At 60.4% G+C, this 14,720-nt stretch carries 14 protein-coding genes and 1 pseudogene; 8 read left to right on the forward strand and 7 right to left on the reverse strand.

The genetic code is table 11. The features are described 5' to 3' along the window. Positions 1 to 83 precede the first annotated feature (83 nt). Positions 84 to 1,295 carry a cytochrome c biogenesis protein DipZ gene (locus ACZ0AZ_RS19660; protein ID WP_130000185.1) on the forward strand — a complete coding sequence of 404 codons (1,212 nt, stop codon included), beginning with the start codon at positions 84 to 86 and terminating at the stop codon, positions 1,293 to 1,295. 18 nt (positions 1,296 to 1,313) lie between these two features. On the opposite strand, the gene ACZ0AZ_RS19665 is transcribed toward ACZ0AZ_RS19660, so the two are convergent. Further along, the gene (locus ACZ0AZ_RS19665; protein ID WP_415762961.1) at positions 1,314 to 1,775 is read right to left on the reverse strand and encodes a GNAT family N-acetyltransferase; all 462 of its coding nucleotides are present in this window, start codon (positions 1,773 to 1,775) and stop codon (positions 1,314 to 1,316) included. Between the two features lie 230 nt (positions 1,776 to 2,005). Between ACZ0AZ_RS19665 and ACZ0AZ_RS19670 the strand changes: the two genes are divergently transcribed. Further along, complete coding sequence (locus ACZ0AZ_RS19670; RefSeq protein ID WP_130000141.1) at positions 2,006 to 2,818, forward strand: class I SAM-dependent methyltransferase; 813 nt, start codon at positions 2,006 to 2,008, stop codon at positions 2,816 to 2,818. A gap of 82 nt (positions 2,819 to 2,900) precedes the next feature. On the opposite strand, the gene pcsA is transcribed toward ACZ0AZ_RS19670, so the two are convergent. After that, the gene (gene pcsA, locus ACZ0AZ_RS19675; RefSeq protein WP_130000142.1) at positions 2,901 to 3,623 is read right to left on the reverse strand and encodes a phosphatidylcholine synthase; all 723 of its coding nucleotides are present in this window, start codon (positions 3,621 to 3,623) and stop codon (positions 2,901 to 2,903) included. A gap of 259 nt (positions 3,624 to 3,882) precedes the next feature. Here pcsA and ACZ0AZ_RS19680 point away from each other — a divergent pair, with 259 nt between their 5' ends. Both ACZ0AZ_RS19680 and ligD read left to right on the forward strand, forming a co-directional pair. Continuing rightward, positions 3,883 to 4,620 carry a tellurite resistance TerB family protein gene (locus ACZ0AZ_RS19680; RefSeq protein ID WP_130000143.1) on the forward strand — a complete coding sequence of 246 codons (738 nt, stop codon included), beginning with the start codon at positions 3,883 to 3,885 and terminating at the stop codon, positions 4,618 to 4,620. Between the two features lie 132 nt (positions 4,621 to 4,752). Continuing rightward, positions 4,753 to 7,377 (forward strand): DNA ligase D, encoded by a 2,625-nt coding sequence (ligD, locus tag ACZ0AZ_RS19685; protein ID WP_463537950.1) that lies wholly within the window; start codon positions 4,753 to 4,755, stop codon positions 7,375 to 7,377. On the opposite strand, the gene ACZ0AZ_RS19690 is transcribed toward ligD, so the two are convergent. Continuing rightward, positions 7,378 to 7,779 (reverse strand): hypothetical protein, encoded by a 402-nt coding sequence (locus ACZ0AZ_RS19690; RefSeq protein ID WP_463537951.1) that lies wholly within the window; start codon positions 7,777 to 7,779, stop codon positions 7,378 to 7,380. Positions 7,780 to 7,859: 80 nt separating this feature from the next. Next, the gene (locus tag ACZ0AZ_RS19695; protein ID WP_039762352.1) at positions 7,860 to 8,174 is read right to left on the reverse strand and encodes a DUF2388 domain-containing protein; all 315 of its coding nucleotides are present in this window, start codon (positions 8,172 to 8,174) and stop codon (positions 7,860 to 7,862) included. 162 nt (positions 8,175 to 8,336) lie between these two features. Here ACZ0AZ_RS19695 and ACZ0AZ_RS19700 point away from each other — a divergent pair, with 162 nt between their 5' ends. After that, positions 8,337 to 8,990 (forward strand): DUF2238 domain-containing protein, encoded by a 654-nt coding sequence (locus ACZ0AZ_RS19700; RefSeq protein ID WP_052269137.1) that lies wholly within the window; start codon positions 8,337 to 8,339, stop codon positions 8,988 to 8,990. A gap of 4 nt (positions 8,991 to 8,994) precedes the next feature. On the opposite strand, the gene sodC is transcribed toward ACZ0AZ_RS19700, so the two are convergent. Further along, a complete protein-coding gene (gene sodC / locus ACZ0AZ_RS19705; RefSeq protein ID WP_130000146.1) occupies positions 8,995 to 9,516 on the reverse strand; it encodes a superoxide dismutase family protein in 522 nt (173 codons plus the stop codon). 243 nt (positions 9,517 to 9,759) lie between these two features. Here sodC and ACZ0AZ_RS19710 point away from each other — a divergent pair. Then, positions 9,760 to 10,515, forward strand: a pseudogene (locus ACZ0AZ_RS19710) (MCP four helix bundle domain-containing protein); the annotation flags it as partial. 132 nt (positions 10,516 to 10,647) lie between these two features. Then, positions 10,648 to 11,373, forward strand: a complete 726-nt coding sequence (locus ACZ0AZ_RS19715) for a methyl-accepting chemotaxis protein (protein ID WP_372339896.1) — start codon at positions 10,648 to 10,650, stop codon at positions 11,371 to 11,373. A 145-nt stretch (positions 11,374 to 11,518) separates the two neighbouring features. Here ACZ0AZ_RS19715 and ACZ0AZ_RS19720 read toward each other — a convergent pair whose 3' ends face one another. Continuing rightward, a complete protein-coding gene (locus ACZ0AZ_RS19720; RefSeq protein ID WP_463537953.1) occupies positions 11,519 to 11,950 on the reverse strand; it encodes a nuclear transport factor 2 family protein in 432 nt (143 codons plus the stop codon). Positions 11,951 to 12,480: 530 nt separating this feature from the next. Between ACZ0AZ_RS19720 and mqo the strand changes: the two genes are divergently transcribed. Beyond that, positions 12,481 to 14,127: a malate dehydrogenase (quinone) gene (gene mqo, locus ACZ0AZ_RS19725; protein WP_463537954.1), complete on the forward strand. Its 1,647-nt coding sequence runs from the start codon at positions 12,481 to 12,483 to the stop codon at positions 14,125 to 14,127. A gap of 67 nt (positions 14,128 to 14,194) precedes the next feature. Here the strand turns inward: mqo and ACZ0AZ_RS19730 are convergent, their stop codons facing one another. Further along, positions 14,195 to 14,623 carry a nuclear transport factor 2 family protein gene (locus ACZ0AZ_RS19730; protein ID WP_310408894.1) on the reverse strand — a complete coding sequence of 143 codons (429 nt, stop codon included), beginning with the start codon at positions 14,621 to 14,623 and terminating at the stop codon, positions 14,195 to 14,197. Between the last annotated feature and the right edge of the window lie 97 nt (positions 14,624 to 14,720).

Here is a 14,720-nt window from a genome sequence, read left to right on the forward strand (position 1 = left end):
CATGGCGTAAATAAAGCAGGCTAGCGAGGGGCGTTTCCCTCGCTGCCCGGTTGCGCGCCCAGCCCCCATTTCAAGGTGACCCTATGTACCTCATCGCATTTCTCGGCGGTCTTCTCACCGTCCTCAGTCCGTGCATCCTGCCGGTGGTGCCGTTTCTGTTCGCTGGCGCCAACCGTACACGCTCCTCGATCTTGCTGACCCTCGCCGGCATGGCATTGACCTTTGCGCTGATCTCCAGCCTCGCCGTGGTCAGCAGCGAGTGGGTGATCCAGGCCAGCAACACCGGCCGCCACATTGCCTTGTTCGTGATGGCATTGTTCGCCCTGTCGCTGATCTCGGCCCGGGTTGGTGACTGGTTGACCCGGCCCTTTGTCGCGCTGGGCAATCGCCTCGATCAGGACACGCGCAAACGAGCGGGGCCGATGGGCTCGATCATGCTCGGTGTCGCCACTGGCCTGTTGTGGGCGCCTTGTGCCGGGCCGATTCTTGGGGTGATTCTCACCGGCGCGATGCTGCAAGGCGCCAATGCGCAGACCAGCCTGTTGCTGTTGGCTTATGGCGTCGGCAGTGCCTTGTCCTTGGGTACGTTGATTTTCGCCGGGCGCGGTCTGGTCAATCGGCTGAAACCATCGATCCCGTTCAGTGGCTGGTTGCGCCGTGGGGCCGGGGTTGCGGTACTTGCTACGGTCGCGGTGATTTCGACCGGCGCTGACAAAACCCTGCTCGCCAGTACCTCTTCGGAAGGCGTGGCCAGCGTCGAGAAAAACGTTCTGGAGAACGTGCCGAAAGTGGTCGACTACTTTGTCAGCAAGGTCCGCGCCGATTCGATGCTGGACGAAGCCCAGGGCGCGATGCCGTCGCTGTCAGGCGCTGTGCAGTGGCTCAACTCGCCGGAGCTCAGCGCCGAATCCCTGCGCGGTAAAGTGGTGCTGGTCGACTTCTGGACCTACGACTGCATCAACTGCCAGCACACCCTGCCGTACGTCAAAGACTGGGCGAAGAAATACGAGAAGGACGGCCTCGTGGTCATCGGCGTGCATACGCCTGAATACGGCTACGAGCGCATCATCGACAACGTCAAGGAACAGGTGAAAAAGCTCGGCATCACCTACCCGGTAGCGATCGACAACGACTACGCGATCTGGCGCCACTTCGACAATCAATACTGGCCGGCGCATTACCTCATCGACGCCAAGGGCCAGGTGCGTTACAGCCACTTCGGAGAAGGTCGCTATGCCGAGCAGGAGCAGATGATCAAGCAGTTGCTGGAGGAGGCCAGGGCGCCGGCCGCCTGATCAAGGCAACGCAATGGCTCAGAGGTCGCGGACCATGAGCCATTGTGTTTTCTCCCACGCCCGGAAACGCTCCAAAAACTGCCAACCGCGTCTGCCGTAGTAGTCGTGTTTGTCCTGCGTATGCAGATACAGGCGCGCCACCCCGCGTTTTTTCGCCTCTTCGCATATCCCTTCAATCAACCGCTCGGCCAGGCCTTGACCCCGCGCCTCGGGATCCACGAAGACACAGGCCAGCCAGGGTCCGAGATCGGGTCGATCAGCGAGGTCATCCCGCGCCAGTGCCGCACCGCCGAGCAGTCGCTCACCGTCGAGGGCAATCAGGCATGACCAATCGCCATTGCTTTGGCCTTCGGCAAATTCTCGTTGCCATCGAGCCAAAGGTTGATCGGCGTATTCGTAATGAAATTGTTGGTGAATCCACGCCGCATAGCGATCGCTGTGCTGCATGTGTGCGGCGAGCCAATCCAGTTGCAATGCCATCAGTCAGATCCGTTTCAGAGGCGAACCGGCATCAGAAACCAATCCCGCGACGCTGGCAATGCGCAAGGTGTATCAGGTGCTTGACAGATTTGCGCCACTCATCGGCAAAGTGCCCTATTTCTGGGCTCGCCGGACGATTGACAGGGACGCCGGGCAGCCTCGGCGCGATAGTGAGCAAGCACGGTCCGCGTCGCAGCCTGTGCTTTCTCTCTGCCACGGAGCTCGCTGTCATGAGTACCCCGATTGATCTCACTGCCCTGAAGGAACGTCAGAAAGTTGCTTGGGCCAGTGGCGACTACGCCGTGATCGGTACCACCTTGCAAATCGTCGGCGAAAGCCTCGCCGAGGCCTGCGATCTGCGCTGCGATGAGCAAGTGCTGGATGTCGCCGCCGGTAACGGCAACGCAACCCTGGCAGCGGCGCGGCGCGGTTGTGTGGTGACTTCGACCGATTACGTCGCCGCACTGCTGGAGCGTGGTCAGGACCGCGCGCGGGCCGAGCATCTCGAGGTGATTTTTCAGGTAGCCGATGCCGAGGCACTGCCGTTTCCCGACGAGAGCTACGACGCCGTACTGTCCACGTTTGGTGTAATGTTTGCGCCCGATCAGGCGACTGCTGCGAGTGAGCTGGGGCGGGTGTGTCGTCGCGGCGGGCGGATCGGGATGGCGAACTGGACGCCGGAGGGCTTCGTCGGGCAGATGTTCAAAATTCTCGGCCAGCATCTGCCACCGCCTGCGGTTGCCCAGCCACCATCGAACTGGGGCTCGGATGCATGGCTGCACAAGCAGTTCGATGATCGCGATTTTCTTGTTCGGGTCACCCGCAGCCAGTTCAATTTCCGCTATCGCTCGGCGGCGCATTTCATTGACATCTTCCGCCACTGGTACGGGCCGGTGCACAAGGCATTTGCGGTGCTGTCGCCGGAGGCCGGGCAAGCGCTGGAGGAGGATCTGACCGAGTTGCTCAACCGATCGAATCGAGCGGGAGAGACGTCACTGGTGGTGCCGAGTGAGTATCTGGAAGTGGTGATTACCAAGCGCTGACGTTCGATTCGTCAGGCTACGACAATCGAATGTGGGAGCGAGCAAGCCCGCTCCCACAGGATATGTATTTCAGTCCAGGTTCCTATTTTACCTGTGGTCGATCAAACCACTCCAGCGCCGTGCGCCAGATGCAGATCCCCAGGAAATAAGCCGACATCAGCAACCACAAGCCCATCACCAGCGGGTTGATCACTGGGTGATTGAGCACCAGCGAAAGGCTGCATAACAGCCAGATCGCCGTCACCGCGATATTGATTGGCATGAAACGACGCACGCGGAACGGGTGCAGGAACTTCATCCGTGTCACCGTCAGCAATGCCAGACCGATCACGGTGAGAAAGGTGATCCACGGCCCCGGACCAATGATGTACAGGCACAGCGCAACCACGTTCCAGGCCGCCGGGAAACCGACAAAGTAGTTGTCCTTGCTCTTCATGTTGACGTTGCAGAAGCAGAACAGCGACGACACCAGAATTACTGACACCGTCAGCAGCAGGGTGTAGTCGGGCAGGGGAATGTAGCGGTAGATAAACAGTGCCGGGATGAAAACATACGTCAGGTAATCGATAACCAGATCAAGGATCGAACCGTCGAAACTCGGCAGCACCGATTGCACGTTGACCTTGCGCGCCAGTGCGCCGTCGAGGCCGTCGACGATCAGCGCCACGCCCAGCCACATCAGGCAATGGATCGGCTGGTTTTCCAGCAGGGCGAGGGTCGCCAGAAAGGCTGTGACCACGCCGGTCGCGGTAAAACCATGGGCGCCCCATGCTTTAAGCCTGGCGATGTGTACGGTGGATATCACGGGGGCGTTCTCCAGAAAGTGAAGCAAGCCGGGTATCGCCCATCGTCAGAAAGGGCGCCGGCAAACCGGGTCGGGTTGCAGCTATCGACCGGTTTGGCCGGGATAAGGTTCACCACCCTTGAATCTTAGCTGGCTCGCGGAAAATTTCTCGCGCGGCGATTTATCGATTATCGGGCGTCAGCCCAACGGTGCTGGCGCTATGGCCGCGCCGGTCTATTGTTGCCTGACGCAATCGGGCCGGGGCCTTGAGGATGACGTCATGAACACCAGCGATTTGCTCGAACAACTGCTGCGAGGCCAGGCCTCGGCGGGACAACAACGTGGGGCTTCAGCCGGCGACGGCCTGGGCGGATTGCTTGGCGGCCTATTGGGCGGCGGCAGTCAGACCGGAGCGGGCAGCGTGGCTGCTGCGGGTGGCCTCGGCGGCCTGGGTGGTTTGCTCGGCGGCTTGCTCGGCGGTGGCGGGTTGGGAAGCGCTCTTGGTGGCGGTAGCCGAAGTCGTTCCGGCGGCACCAATTACGCCGCACTCGCTTCGCTGGGGATGATGGCCTACCAGGCGTATCAAGCCTGGCAACGCAGCCAGGCCAGCAAGGCACCGCAGGACTTGCCACAAACCGCCGACCTGCTCGCCGGCCCGCAAATCGAAACCCACAGCCACGCAGTACTGCGCGCCTTGATCGCCGCGGCCAAGGCTGACGGGCGCATCGATGAAGCGGAAAAACACCTGATCAGCAGCGAAATCGGCAAACACACCGCCGACCCGCAGTTGCAGCAATGGCTCGACGCCGAAGTCGCCAAGCCGCTGGATCCCAGCGAAGTGGCGCAATCGGCTAATGGTGATCCGGCCGTAGCCGCCGAAATGTATCTTGCCAGCGTCATGCTGGTGGACGACCAACAGGACGCCGAACGCAGTTATCTCGATGAGCTGGCCGCGGCCTTACAGATTGATCCGGATCTGCAGGTCCATCTGGAACAGCAGGCCAAAGGGCAAGCCTGACCCGCTGTAAAAATCCCGGACATCAACAGCCCCGGCCATTCCATCCGTCCGGGGCTTTTTTATGTCGATTGAATTTTTCCGCCGCCGTATCGCTCTTCTGCATAACAGAACCCGTCTGCCATCGGTGTGCTCATGAACAGGAACCTCGACGATTACAACCGCATGCGTGATTTTTCCGCGACGTCGGAACCGGCCGCAGTCAAGCGCTCGGGCCGTAAGTCGGCCAAGGATCATGCGTTGCAGTTCTGCATCCAGAAGCACGACGCTTCGCACCTGCATTACGACTTTCGCCTGGAGCTGGATGGCGCGTTGAAGAGCTGGGCGGTGCCGAAGGGGCCGTCGCTGGATCCCTCGGTCAAGCGTCTGGCCATTCATGTCGAGGATCATCCGCTCGATTATGCGACGTTCGAAGGCAGCATTCCCGAGGGGCATTACGGCGCCGGTGATGTGATCGTCTGGGATCGCGGCGTGTGGATTCCGCTGGAGGATCCGCACAAGGCCTACGCCAAGGGCCGGCTCAAGTTCGAGCTGCAAGGCGAGAAGCTCGGCGGCGTGTGGAATCTGGTGCGCACGCACATGCCGGGCAAGAAGGAACAATGGTTCCTGATCAAGCATCAGGACAACGCCGCGCGACCGCAGGATGACTTCGACGTGCTGGTCGCCGAGCCCGACAGCGTGCTCAGCGAGCGCACGATTGTCGGCAAATCGGCGACTGCTGCCGATAAGGCCAAACCCGTGAAGAAAGCCCCGGCCAAGCCGCGCAAGCAGGCGTCCGGGCAGCTTACCGGCGCACGCAAGGCCAAGTTGCCGGCGCTGATCAAGCCGGAACTGGCTACGTTGGTCGACAGCGCGCCTGAAGGGCAGTGGAGCTACGAGATCAAATTCGACGGCTACCGGATCATGGCGCGGATCGATCACGATGAAGTGCAACTGTTCACCCGCAATGGCCATGACTGGACGCACAAACTGCCGCAGCAGGCCAAGGCACTGGCGGCGCTGGGGCTGGAATCGGCCTGGCTGGACGGCGAAATGGTCGTGGCCAACGAGCAGGGCGTTCCGGACTTTCAGGCGCTGCAGAATGCCTTCGATGCCGGGCGCAGCGGCAACATCGTCTATTACCTGTTCGACGTGCCGTATCTCAATGGCGTCGACCTGCGCGACGTACCGGTCGAAGAACGCCGTGCCGCGCTGAGCACCATCCTCGGCGCGCAGAAAGAATCGTCAACGCTGCGTTTCTCCGAAGCTTTCGAGGAAACCCCGGACGCGCTGCTCAACAGCGCCTGCCAGATGCAGATGGAAGGCCTGATCGGCAAGCGTCTCGGCTCGCCTTACGTGTCGCGGCGCAGCGGCGACTGGATCAAGCTCAAATGCAAGCATCGCCAGGAATTCGTCATCGTCGGCTACACCGATCCGAAAGGTGCGCGCAGTGCTTTCGGTGCCTTGCTGCTCGGCCTGCACGACCGTGACAGCGGCGAGTTGCGTTACGCCGGCAAGGTCGGCACCGGGTTTAACGAAACTACATTGAAAAGCATCCTCGCCCAACTCAAACCGTTGCAAACCAAAAGCGCGGCGGTGGTCAATCCGCCCAGCGGTTTCGAGGCCAAGGGCGTGCACTGGCTCAAACCAAAATTGTTGGCGGAGGTGGCATTCGCCGAAATGACCAAGGACGGTTCGGTGCGCCACGCCGTCTTCCATGGTTTGCGCGATGACAAACCGGCCAAGGACATTACTGAGGAGCGAGCGAAGCCTGTGAAAGCTGCCAAGTCCGAAAAGACCGAAAAAACCGAAAAGACCAAAGCCGCCGACAAGCAGCCGGCAAAGAAAACCGCCGCCAGCGAAAAAGCCGAGACTGCACCGTCGCAATCAGGACTGGCCGGCGGCAAGGTACGCATCACCCACCCCGATCGGGTGATCGACGCCGTCAGCGGCACGACCAAAATGCAACTGGCGCAGTATTACGCCAGCGTCGCCGAATACATCCTGCCGCAACTCAAGGATCGCCCCGTGGCACTGGTGCGTGCGCCGGACGGCATCGCTGGCGAATTGTTCTTTCAGAAGAACGCCGACCGCCTGGCCATTCCCGGCATCACCGCACTGGACAAGGACGTTACCGGCCAGCCGGTAATGATGATCAACAATCCCGAAGCGCTGGTGGGCGCGGTGCAGATGAGCACGGTGGAGCTGCACACCTGGAATGCCACGAAAGTGGATCTGGACAAGCCCGATCGCTTCGTCCTCGACCTCGACCCGGACCCGGCGCTGCCATGGAAAAGCATGGTGGAAGCCACCGCACTGACCCTCACCGTGCTCGATGAGTTGGGCCTCAAAGCCTTCCTGAAAACCAGCGGCGGCAAAGGCATTCACTTGGTGGTGCCATTGACCCGCAAGCATGGCTGGGACGAAGTGAAGGACTTCAGCCACGCCATCGTCAGCCACATGGCCAAGTTGCTGCCGGATCGTATTTCAGCGGTGTCCGGGCCGAAAAACCGCGTCGGGCGGATCTTCATCGATTACCTGCGCAACGGCCTCGGCGCCACCACCATTTGCGCCTACGCCGCACGCGCGCGGGAAGGCATGCCGGTGTCGGTGCCGCTGTACCGAGAGGAAGTCGCTGAAATCAAGGGCGGTAATCACTGGAACATCTACAACGTTCACGAGCGTCTGACCGAGGTCGGCGATGAACCTTGGGCGGACATGAAGAAAACCCGTCAGACCATCACCGCCGAGATGCGCAAGCGCGTCGGCATGAAAAAGTGATCAGGTGTCGCGCAGCAAGTCGTGGGCGTTGAGCAGTTCGAAGGCGATTTGCGGGTGGTTTTCCAGGCCCTTGCGAATCGCCGCCGGGATCGCCGCCCGGGTCTTGCGACACAGACCCGGTAATTCGCCGATCTGAATGGCAATGCCGCGCATGGTGCGTACTTCGTTGAAACCAGGGGCAACGTCGACGCGGATGCCGAGTTGCTCGTACATGCGCTGTTGCAGGCGATTGAGGTCGTCGAGATCTTTGAGTTGTTCCAGGCGCGCGAGGAGGATTTTTTCCTCGGCGCGAGTCAGGCGCAGGATGCGCAGATCCGCGCCGGGCGATTCCAGCAACGGATCGCGCCCGCAGATGCAGGCGCCGGGTGGGCAGGGGGAACGCAAGGGTACGGTCGTCGTCATGGCCTCCATCATAGAGGCCGTCCGACGGTTTTGCCTATGCGCACTCAGCGGCCATCCATCGGCCGCTGCGTCCCTGGTGACTACTGATGCACGCCTTCGTATTGCACCAGGATGGCGTTGGCCAGGTCTTCATCGCTGGCGTTCAAGCCAGGGTTGGCCTGACGCACCTGTTGCAGTACCGACTCAAGATAAACCCCACGAATGGCCCCGCCGCTGGCGACAAACGCAGACACGTCGTCACGGGCCGGAATCACCATTTTGTCATCCTTGAAGGTCGAGTACAGCGACGCGGAAACACCTGCCGATGTGGCGACGTCACCCGCATCGACGCGGGCCAGTGCCGAACCGACCGGCAGGCAAAGCATAAGAGAAGAAATCAGGACTAACTTGCGCATGACGTGTTCCTCCACAAGCGCTAAGCAAAAAGGGAAGGGACTACATTAGCTCAGAGGTGCGCCGTGCACCGGAGTTCCGTAAGCGTCGAAAACGCAGCGGCGAGGAACCGGGCAAAACCGGGAAAGGTCTACCGCTTGCCCGTATTGTTGAGAATCGACCCCATGCTCGTCAGCGTCAGCGACAATGTAGCCCGCCCGGCAGACACGCGAATCGAAGCGCTATTGCTCGGCGGATTCGTCTTCCTGACCTTTGCGCTCGGCATCTCCCCACGCAGCCGTGTCGACTGGCTATTGGAAAATGTCCTGGCGCTGGCGCTGGTATTGACACTGCTCTTGACGCATCGGCGTTTTCGCCTGTCGACACTGTCGCTGGGGATGATCTTCGCGTTCCTGTGCATCCATGAAGTCGGCGCGCATTACACCTATTCCCGCGTGCCCTACGATCAATGGAGCACGCTGTTGACCGGCGTCAGCGTCAACAAAGTCCTGGGCCTGGAGCGCAATCACTATGATCGGTTGGTGCACCTGAGCTATGGATTGCTGCTGGTCTGGCCGATGCGCGAAGTGCTGCTGCGCCTGACACCGTTGCGCGGCGCATGGCTGGCGCTGTTGACCTTGAATGTGGTGCTGGCGACGTCGGCGTTGTACGAATTGATCGAGTGGGTGGGCGGCGCTTATCTGGGCGATGACACCGGCCAGGCTTTCGTCGGTGCGCAGAATGATCCGTGGGATTCGCAGAAGGACATGGCCCTGGCGCTGCTGGGCGCCGGGCTGTCCTTGCTGGTGTTGACGCGCTGGCGTCGCACGCCGCGCTGAGGGATCAGATCACCCCGCAGGCCATGCGATCACCGCCACCGCCCAGTGGCTTGGGCATGTCGGAATGGTTATCGCCGCCGGCGTGAATCATCAGGGCGTGGCCCTTGATCTCTGACAGCTTCTTCAGACGCGGCGCCAGCACCGGATAATTGGCGACACCGTCGGCCGTCACGTACACCGCCGGCAGATCCCCCAAGTGCCCATCGGCGTACGGGCCAAGGTGCTTGCCGGTTTTCGCCGGATCGAAGTGTCCGCCAGCGGCCAGCGCCGCGCCTTTGACACCATCCTTCATGCCCGCTTCGCAACTGCCGTTTTCATGAACATGGAAACCATGAATGCCGGCCGGCAACGATTTCAAGTCCGGGGTGAACAGCAGACCGTACGGCGTCTCGCTGACAGTGATCGAGCCGATCGCCTGCGGCGCACCGTCGGCGCTGACCAGATTGATCGCGACTTTCTCCGTTGCCGCCTGTGCGGTGCCGATTGCCAGGGTGCCGAGCAGACCAAACCACAGTGCGCGTTTCATAAGCGTTTCCTTCAGCTGCATGAATGTTCGAGACGCCGGATTGATAGCCTGCCGCGATTAACCGGCGATGAAGGTGTTATCCAGCGGTGCTGCAAGGTGTGACTGGCCCCTCGATGCAAAAGTTTTGCCGGATTCAAGTCGCCGCTGACATCAGCCGATACGCTCTGTGTCGGCAGTTCCCTGTACATAGGCTTAACTGAAATCCGACAAGCGCAATCCAGCGTGCCCACGGGAGATTCCACGGTGTCGATCAAACTGCGTTTGGTGTTGCTGATTGCGACCAGCCTGCTGACGGCGCTGATCGTGAGTCTGGTCAGTTACGTCGGCAATCTGCGGATGGCCACGGCGGTCGGCGATAACACGGTGAGCATGAGCGCGCTGCGCAATCACATGGAAGCCGACATGATGCACGACGCCCTGCGCGCCGATGTCTATTCGGCGATGCTGGTCGGCCTGGGCAAAAGCACCGGAAGTGCGGCTGAGGTGCGCGATTCGCTCACTGAGCACGCCGGGCATTTTCGTGAAGTGCTGGGTGACAACCTGAAGCTGCCGATCAACCCGCAGTTGCGCACGGCGCTGGAGCAGATCAAGCCGAGCCTCGATACCTACATCAAATCCGCCGAGCAGATCGTCGGCGTGGCACTGGAAAATCCGGATGCCGCGCAACAGCAGCTGGGCACGTTCAACAGCGCCTTTACTCAGCTCGAAGAGCAAATGGCGGCGCTCAGCGAGTTGATCGAAACCAACACCCGGCAAACCAGCGAAGGCACCGAAGCGGCCATTCGCAATGCCAATCTCGCCCTCGGCGTCGTGCTGATCGCCAGTTTGCTGTTGCTGCTGGTTCAGGGCCGCTGGGTGATGCGCAGCATCCTCGGGCCGCTGAAGTCTGCCAGCCGCATCGCCGAGAGCATTGCCCATGGCAATCTCAGCGAGCCGATTGTCGAGCCCGGCGGCAAGGACGAAGCCAGCGTCTTGATCCGTACATTGGCGACCATGCAGCGCGACCTGCGCAACATGATCGACGTGGTTCGACGCAACGCCCACGGTGTCAGCGGCATGAGCGAGCAGCTCAGCCACGGCTGCCATCAGGTCGCCGACAGCAGCCAGCAGCAGAGCGTCGCGGCGGGGACCATGGCGGCCGCCGCCAGCCAGATGACTGCCAGCATCGAAGAAATCACCCGCCACGCTGAACGTGCCCTGAGCATGGCCAATCAGGCCGAAAACCTGGCCAAGGAGGGGGGCGGGGTGATCCACCAGGTGGTCAGCGATATGGACGACATCGCCCGTTCGGCGCAGCAGTCAGCGCAGGTGATCCGCACGCTGGACCAGGAATCCGAGGCGATCTTTAACATCATTCAGGTGATCAAGAGCATCGCCGACCAGACCAATCTGCTGGCACTCAACGCGGCGATCGAGGCGGCGCGGGCGGGTGAGCAGGGCCGTGGCTTTGCCGTGGTCGCCGATGAAGTGCGCAGTCTGGCCGCACGCACCAGCGCCTCGACCCAGGAAATTGCAGCGATGGTTGCGCGCATTCAGAACAGCACGCGCGAGGCGGTCAGCAGCATGGAGGCGGGCGTGGCGCAGGTTGACAAGGGGATGGCGGTGACGGCGGAAGTCGAGCGGGCGATCCGCGAAATCCTTGATGCCACGCTGAGCACCACGCAACTGGTCAATGACATTACGCGCACGATTGGCGAGCAGAGCATGGCCAGTAACGAAATCGCCCATCAGGTGGAGATGATTGCGGGGATGAGCGAGGGCAATAGCCGGGTGATCGGGCAGACGGCGACGACTACCGATGAATTGTCGAATCTGGCGGGGCAGTTGGCGCGGTCGGTGGATCGGTTTCGGTTGTAGCGGTAAGGTCAGTGGATATGTGCAGGCCGGGCTGTCGTTCGCGAGCAAGCTCGCTCCCACATTGGCATGCGTTCTCCTGTGGGAGCGAGCTTGCTCGCGAAGAGGCCAGCCCAGTCAACATCCATTCAGGCCAGATAAATCTCAATCAGAACCTGAACGCCTGTCGCCCAACCAACAACCATTTCCCACCCTGTTTCTGCCAGATCTGAAAATTCTCGATCTCGGTCGGAATCACCTCGGTCCCCTTCAATGCCTGCGCAGAGAAGTGGTGGCGCACCAATGCGGTATCGCCGGACATCGTGATGGTCTGCTTCTGCATCGCCAAAGTCTTGAATGCGCTGCGGCCGGTTTCGATATCGGCGATGAACTCCTGCTTGTCCTGGATCTTGCCGCTGGAGTGGCCGTAGGTCAGGTTCGGCGCGGTTAGAGCGTTCAGTTCGGCGATGTTTTTGTGCAGCATCGCTTGGGTCAGGTGATCAACCGCTTGGGCCACTTCTTTTTCCGCTGGGGCAGGGGCGGCGATGGCGCAGGCACTGAAGGCGCAAAACAGGCCGATGAGAAGGCGGGACTTGGTCATGTTGTTTCCTTGTTGTTATTGAGATCGTGATGACTGGCGTGTAGTTCGTCAGTCATCGTACAACTTAGCAGGTTATTTTCTGCATGAACAACGCGCGTTTGGCACTGATTTATCAAGTTGCGATGCGCATCGCGCAAAAAACTTTGCAGACCAATGCCTGATCGCAGTCATGTTTGCTCGGCGATGGCCGATAAGTCCCTGAGCGGAAAAAGACTTTCAAGTCGGGAACAGACGCCCGAGTTCGCCCTGACGTGATATTCTCCGCGCCAATTTGCTTTGACCTAATTCGGTTGGCCGGCCTTTCGGGCGGGCCGACGGGATCCCTGTCGCTCAAGCAGCTGAAGCCAATAATGATAAGAAGTCAGTTCAGAAGGGACATTAACTGAGGTCGATGCCACATGTCGGCCTTGTGTGCCCACCCGTCAATATTGAAGTGTGCCGATTGCGCGACGCCAGCCTGAGCGTCAGCAAAGCGCAACGCAGACTGATAACAACGACGGGCGGAAGGCGTTTTATCATAGGTGCAACAGATGTTTAAGAAAGTGAACACAGCCTTGCTCGGTCTGGCTTTGGCGATGGGGATGTCGTCCGCCAATGCTGCCGAAGCCAAGAAAGTTGACGTCCTGCTGATCGGCGGCGGCATCATGAGCACCACCCTGGGTGTGTGGATCAATGAGCTGGAACCGAGCTGGTCGATGGAAATGGTCGAGCGCCTCGATGGCGTCGCCCTGGAAAGCTCCAACGGCTGGAACAACGCCGGTACCGGTCACTCGGCCCTAGCCGAGCTGAACTACACCCCGGAAGACGACAAAGGCAACGTGACGATCCCGAAAGCGGTCGAGATCAACGAAGCGTTCCAGGTCTCCCGTCAGTTCTGGGCCTGGCAGGTTCAGCAGGGCGTGCTGAAGAATCCTCGCTCGTTCATCAACACCACACCGCACATGAGCTTCGTGTGGGGCGATGACAACATCAAGTTCCTGAAAAAGCGCTACGAAGCGCTGCAGGCGAGCCCGCTGTTTGCCGGCATGCAGTACTCCGAAGATCCGGCAGTGATCAAGAAGTGGGTACCGCTGATGATGGAAGGGCGCGACCCGAACCAGAAAATCGCGGCCACCTGGAGCCCGCTGGGTACGGACATGAACTTCGGCGAAATCACCCGCCAGTTCGCCGCTCACCTGCAGACCAAGCCTAACTTCGATCTGAAATTGTCGAGCGAAGTCGAAGACATCACCAAGAACGCCGATGGCACTTGGCGTGTCAGCTACAAAAACCTCAAAGACGGTACCAAGACCGAAACCGACGCCAAGTTCGTGTTCATCGGCGCTGGCGGCGGTGCCCTGCACCTGCTGCAGAAGTCGGGCATTCCTGAAGCCAAGGAATACGCAGGCTTCCCGGTTGGTGGCTCGTTCCTGGTGACCGAGAACCCGACGATTGCCGAGCAGCACCTGGCCAAGGCCTACGGTAAAGCTTCGGTTGGCGCGCCACCGATGTCCGTTCCGCACCTGGACACCCGTGTTCTGGATGGCAAGCGCGTCATTCTGTTTGGCCCGTTCGCGACCTTCAGCACCAAGTTCCTCAAGGAAGGTTCGTACTTCGACCTGCTGACCAGCACCACCACCCACAACATCTGGCCAATGACCAAGGTCGGCATCAAGGAATACCCGCTGGTCGAGTACCTTGCCGGTCAGTTGATGCTGTCGGATGAAAACCGTCTGAACGCGCTGAAGGAATACTTCCCGAACGCCAAAGCCGAAGATTGGCGCCTGTGGCAAGCCGGCCAGCGCGTGCAAATCATCAAGCGTGATGAAGCCGCTGGCGGCGTGCTGAAACTGGGCACCGAGATCGTTGCTTCGCAAGACGGCTCGATCGCCGGCCTGCTGGGCGCCTCGCCGGGCGCGTCGACCGCTGCACCGATCATGCTGAGCGTGCTGCAGAAAGTCTTCAAAGACAAAGTCGCATCCCCTGAGTGGCAGACCAAGCTGCACCAGATCGTGCCAAGCTACGGCACCCAGCTGAACAGCGATCCGGCCAAAGTGGCTGCCGAGTGGGCTTACACCGCGAAGATCCTCGAACTGCCGACGCCTCCGGTGATCGGTCAGGTAGCTGCTCCGGCGGCACCTGCGGCTGAAAAAGCCGTAGCACCGAAGGAAAATGCTGCACGTGACATGGCGCTGTAATTAGAACCCTGACACACAAAACCCACTGAACCGGCGACGGTCAGTGGGTTTTTTATTCGGGGTGGATTCAGGCTTTTGCAGAAGCAAGGTAGGCCCCCAGGCGCCGACCCATTTCTTCGCCCAGTGCCTGCAACCCGCTCAGCGGTCGTACCATCACTTCAAACTCGACAATCTTGCCGTGCTCATCAAAGCGAATCATGTCGATGCCCTTGAGTTCCTTGCTGCCGACCCTGGCGCTGAATTCGAGGATCACATTCAGGCCATCCGCTGTCGACAACTCGCGGTGATAGGCGAAATCTTCGAAAACTTCGAACACGGTATTGAGGATCATCGCCACCACTGGCGCGCCGGGGTAGGGCGTATGGGCCATGGGCGAGCGGAACACAGCTTGCGGATCGAGCAATTCAGGCAGGGCTTTGAGGTTGCCGCTGCGGATCATCTGGTGCCAGCGCTCAAGGGACGCGGCGACGTTGGGCTGCAAAACGAGGTCGGGCATGGTCACTCCGGTTTTTATTGTTGTCGGTCGGCAATGACTGTAGATCAACCGGGCAGAAAGCGGATCCTCAAGCTTGAGGCTGAATACCGGTTCATGC

The sequence above is a fragment of the Pseudomonas sp. AC239 genome (assembly GCF_979258545.1).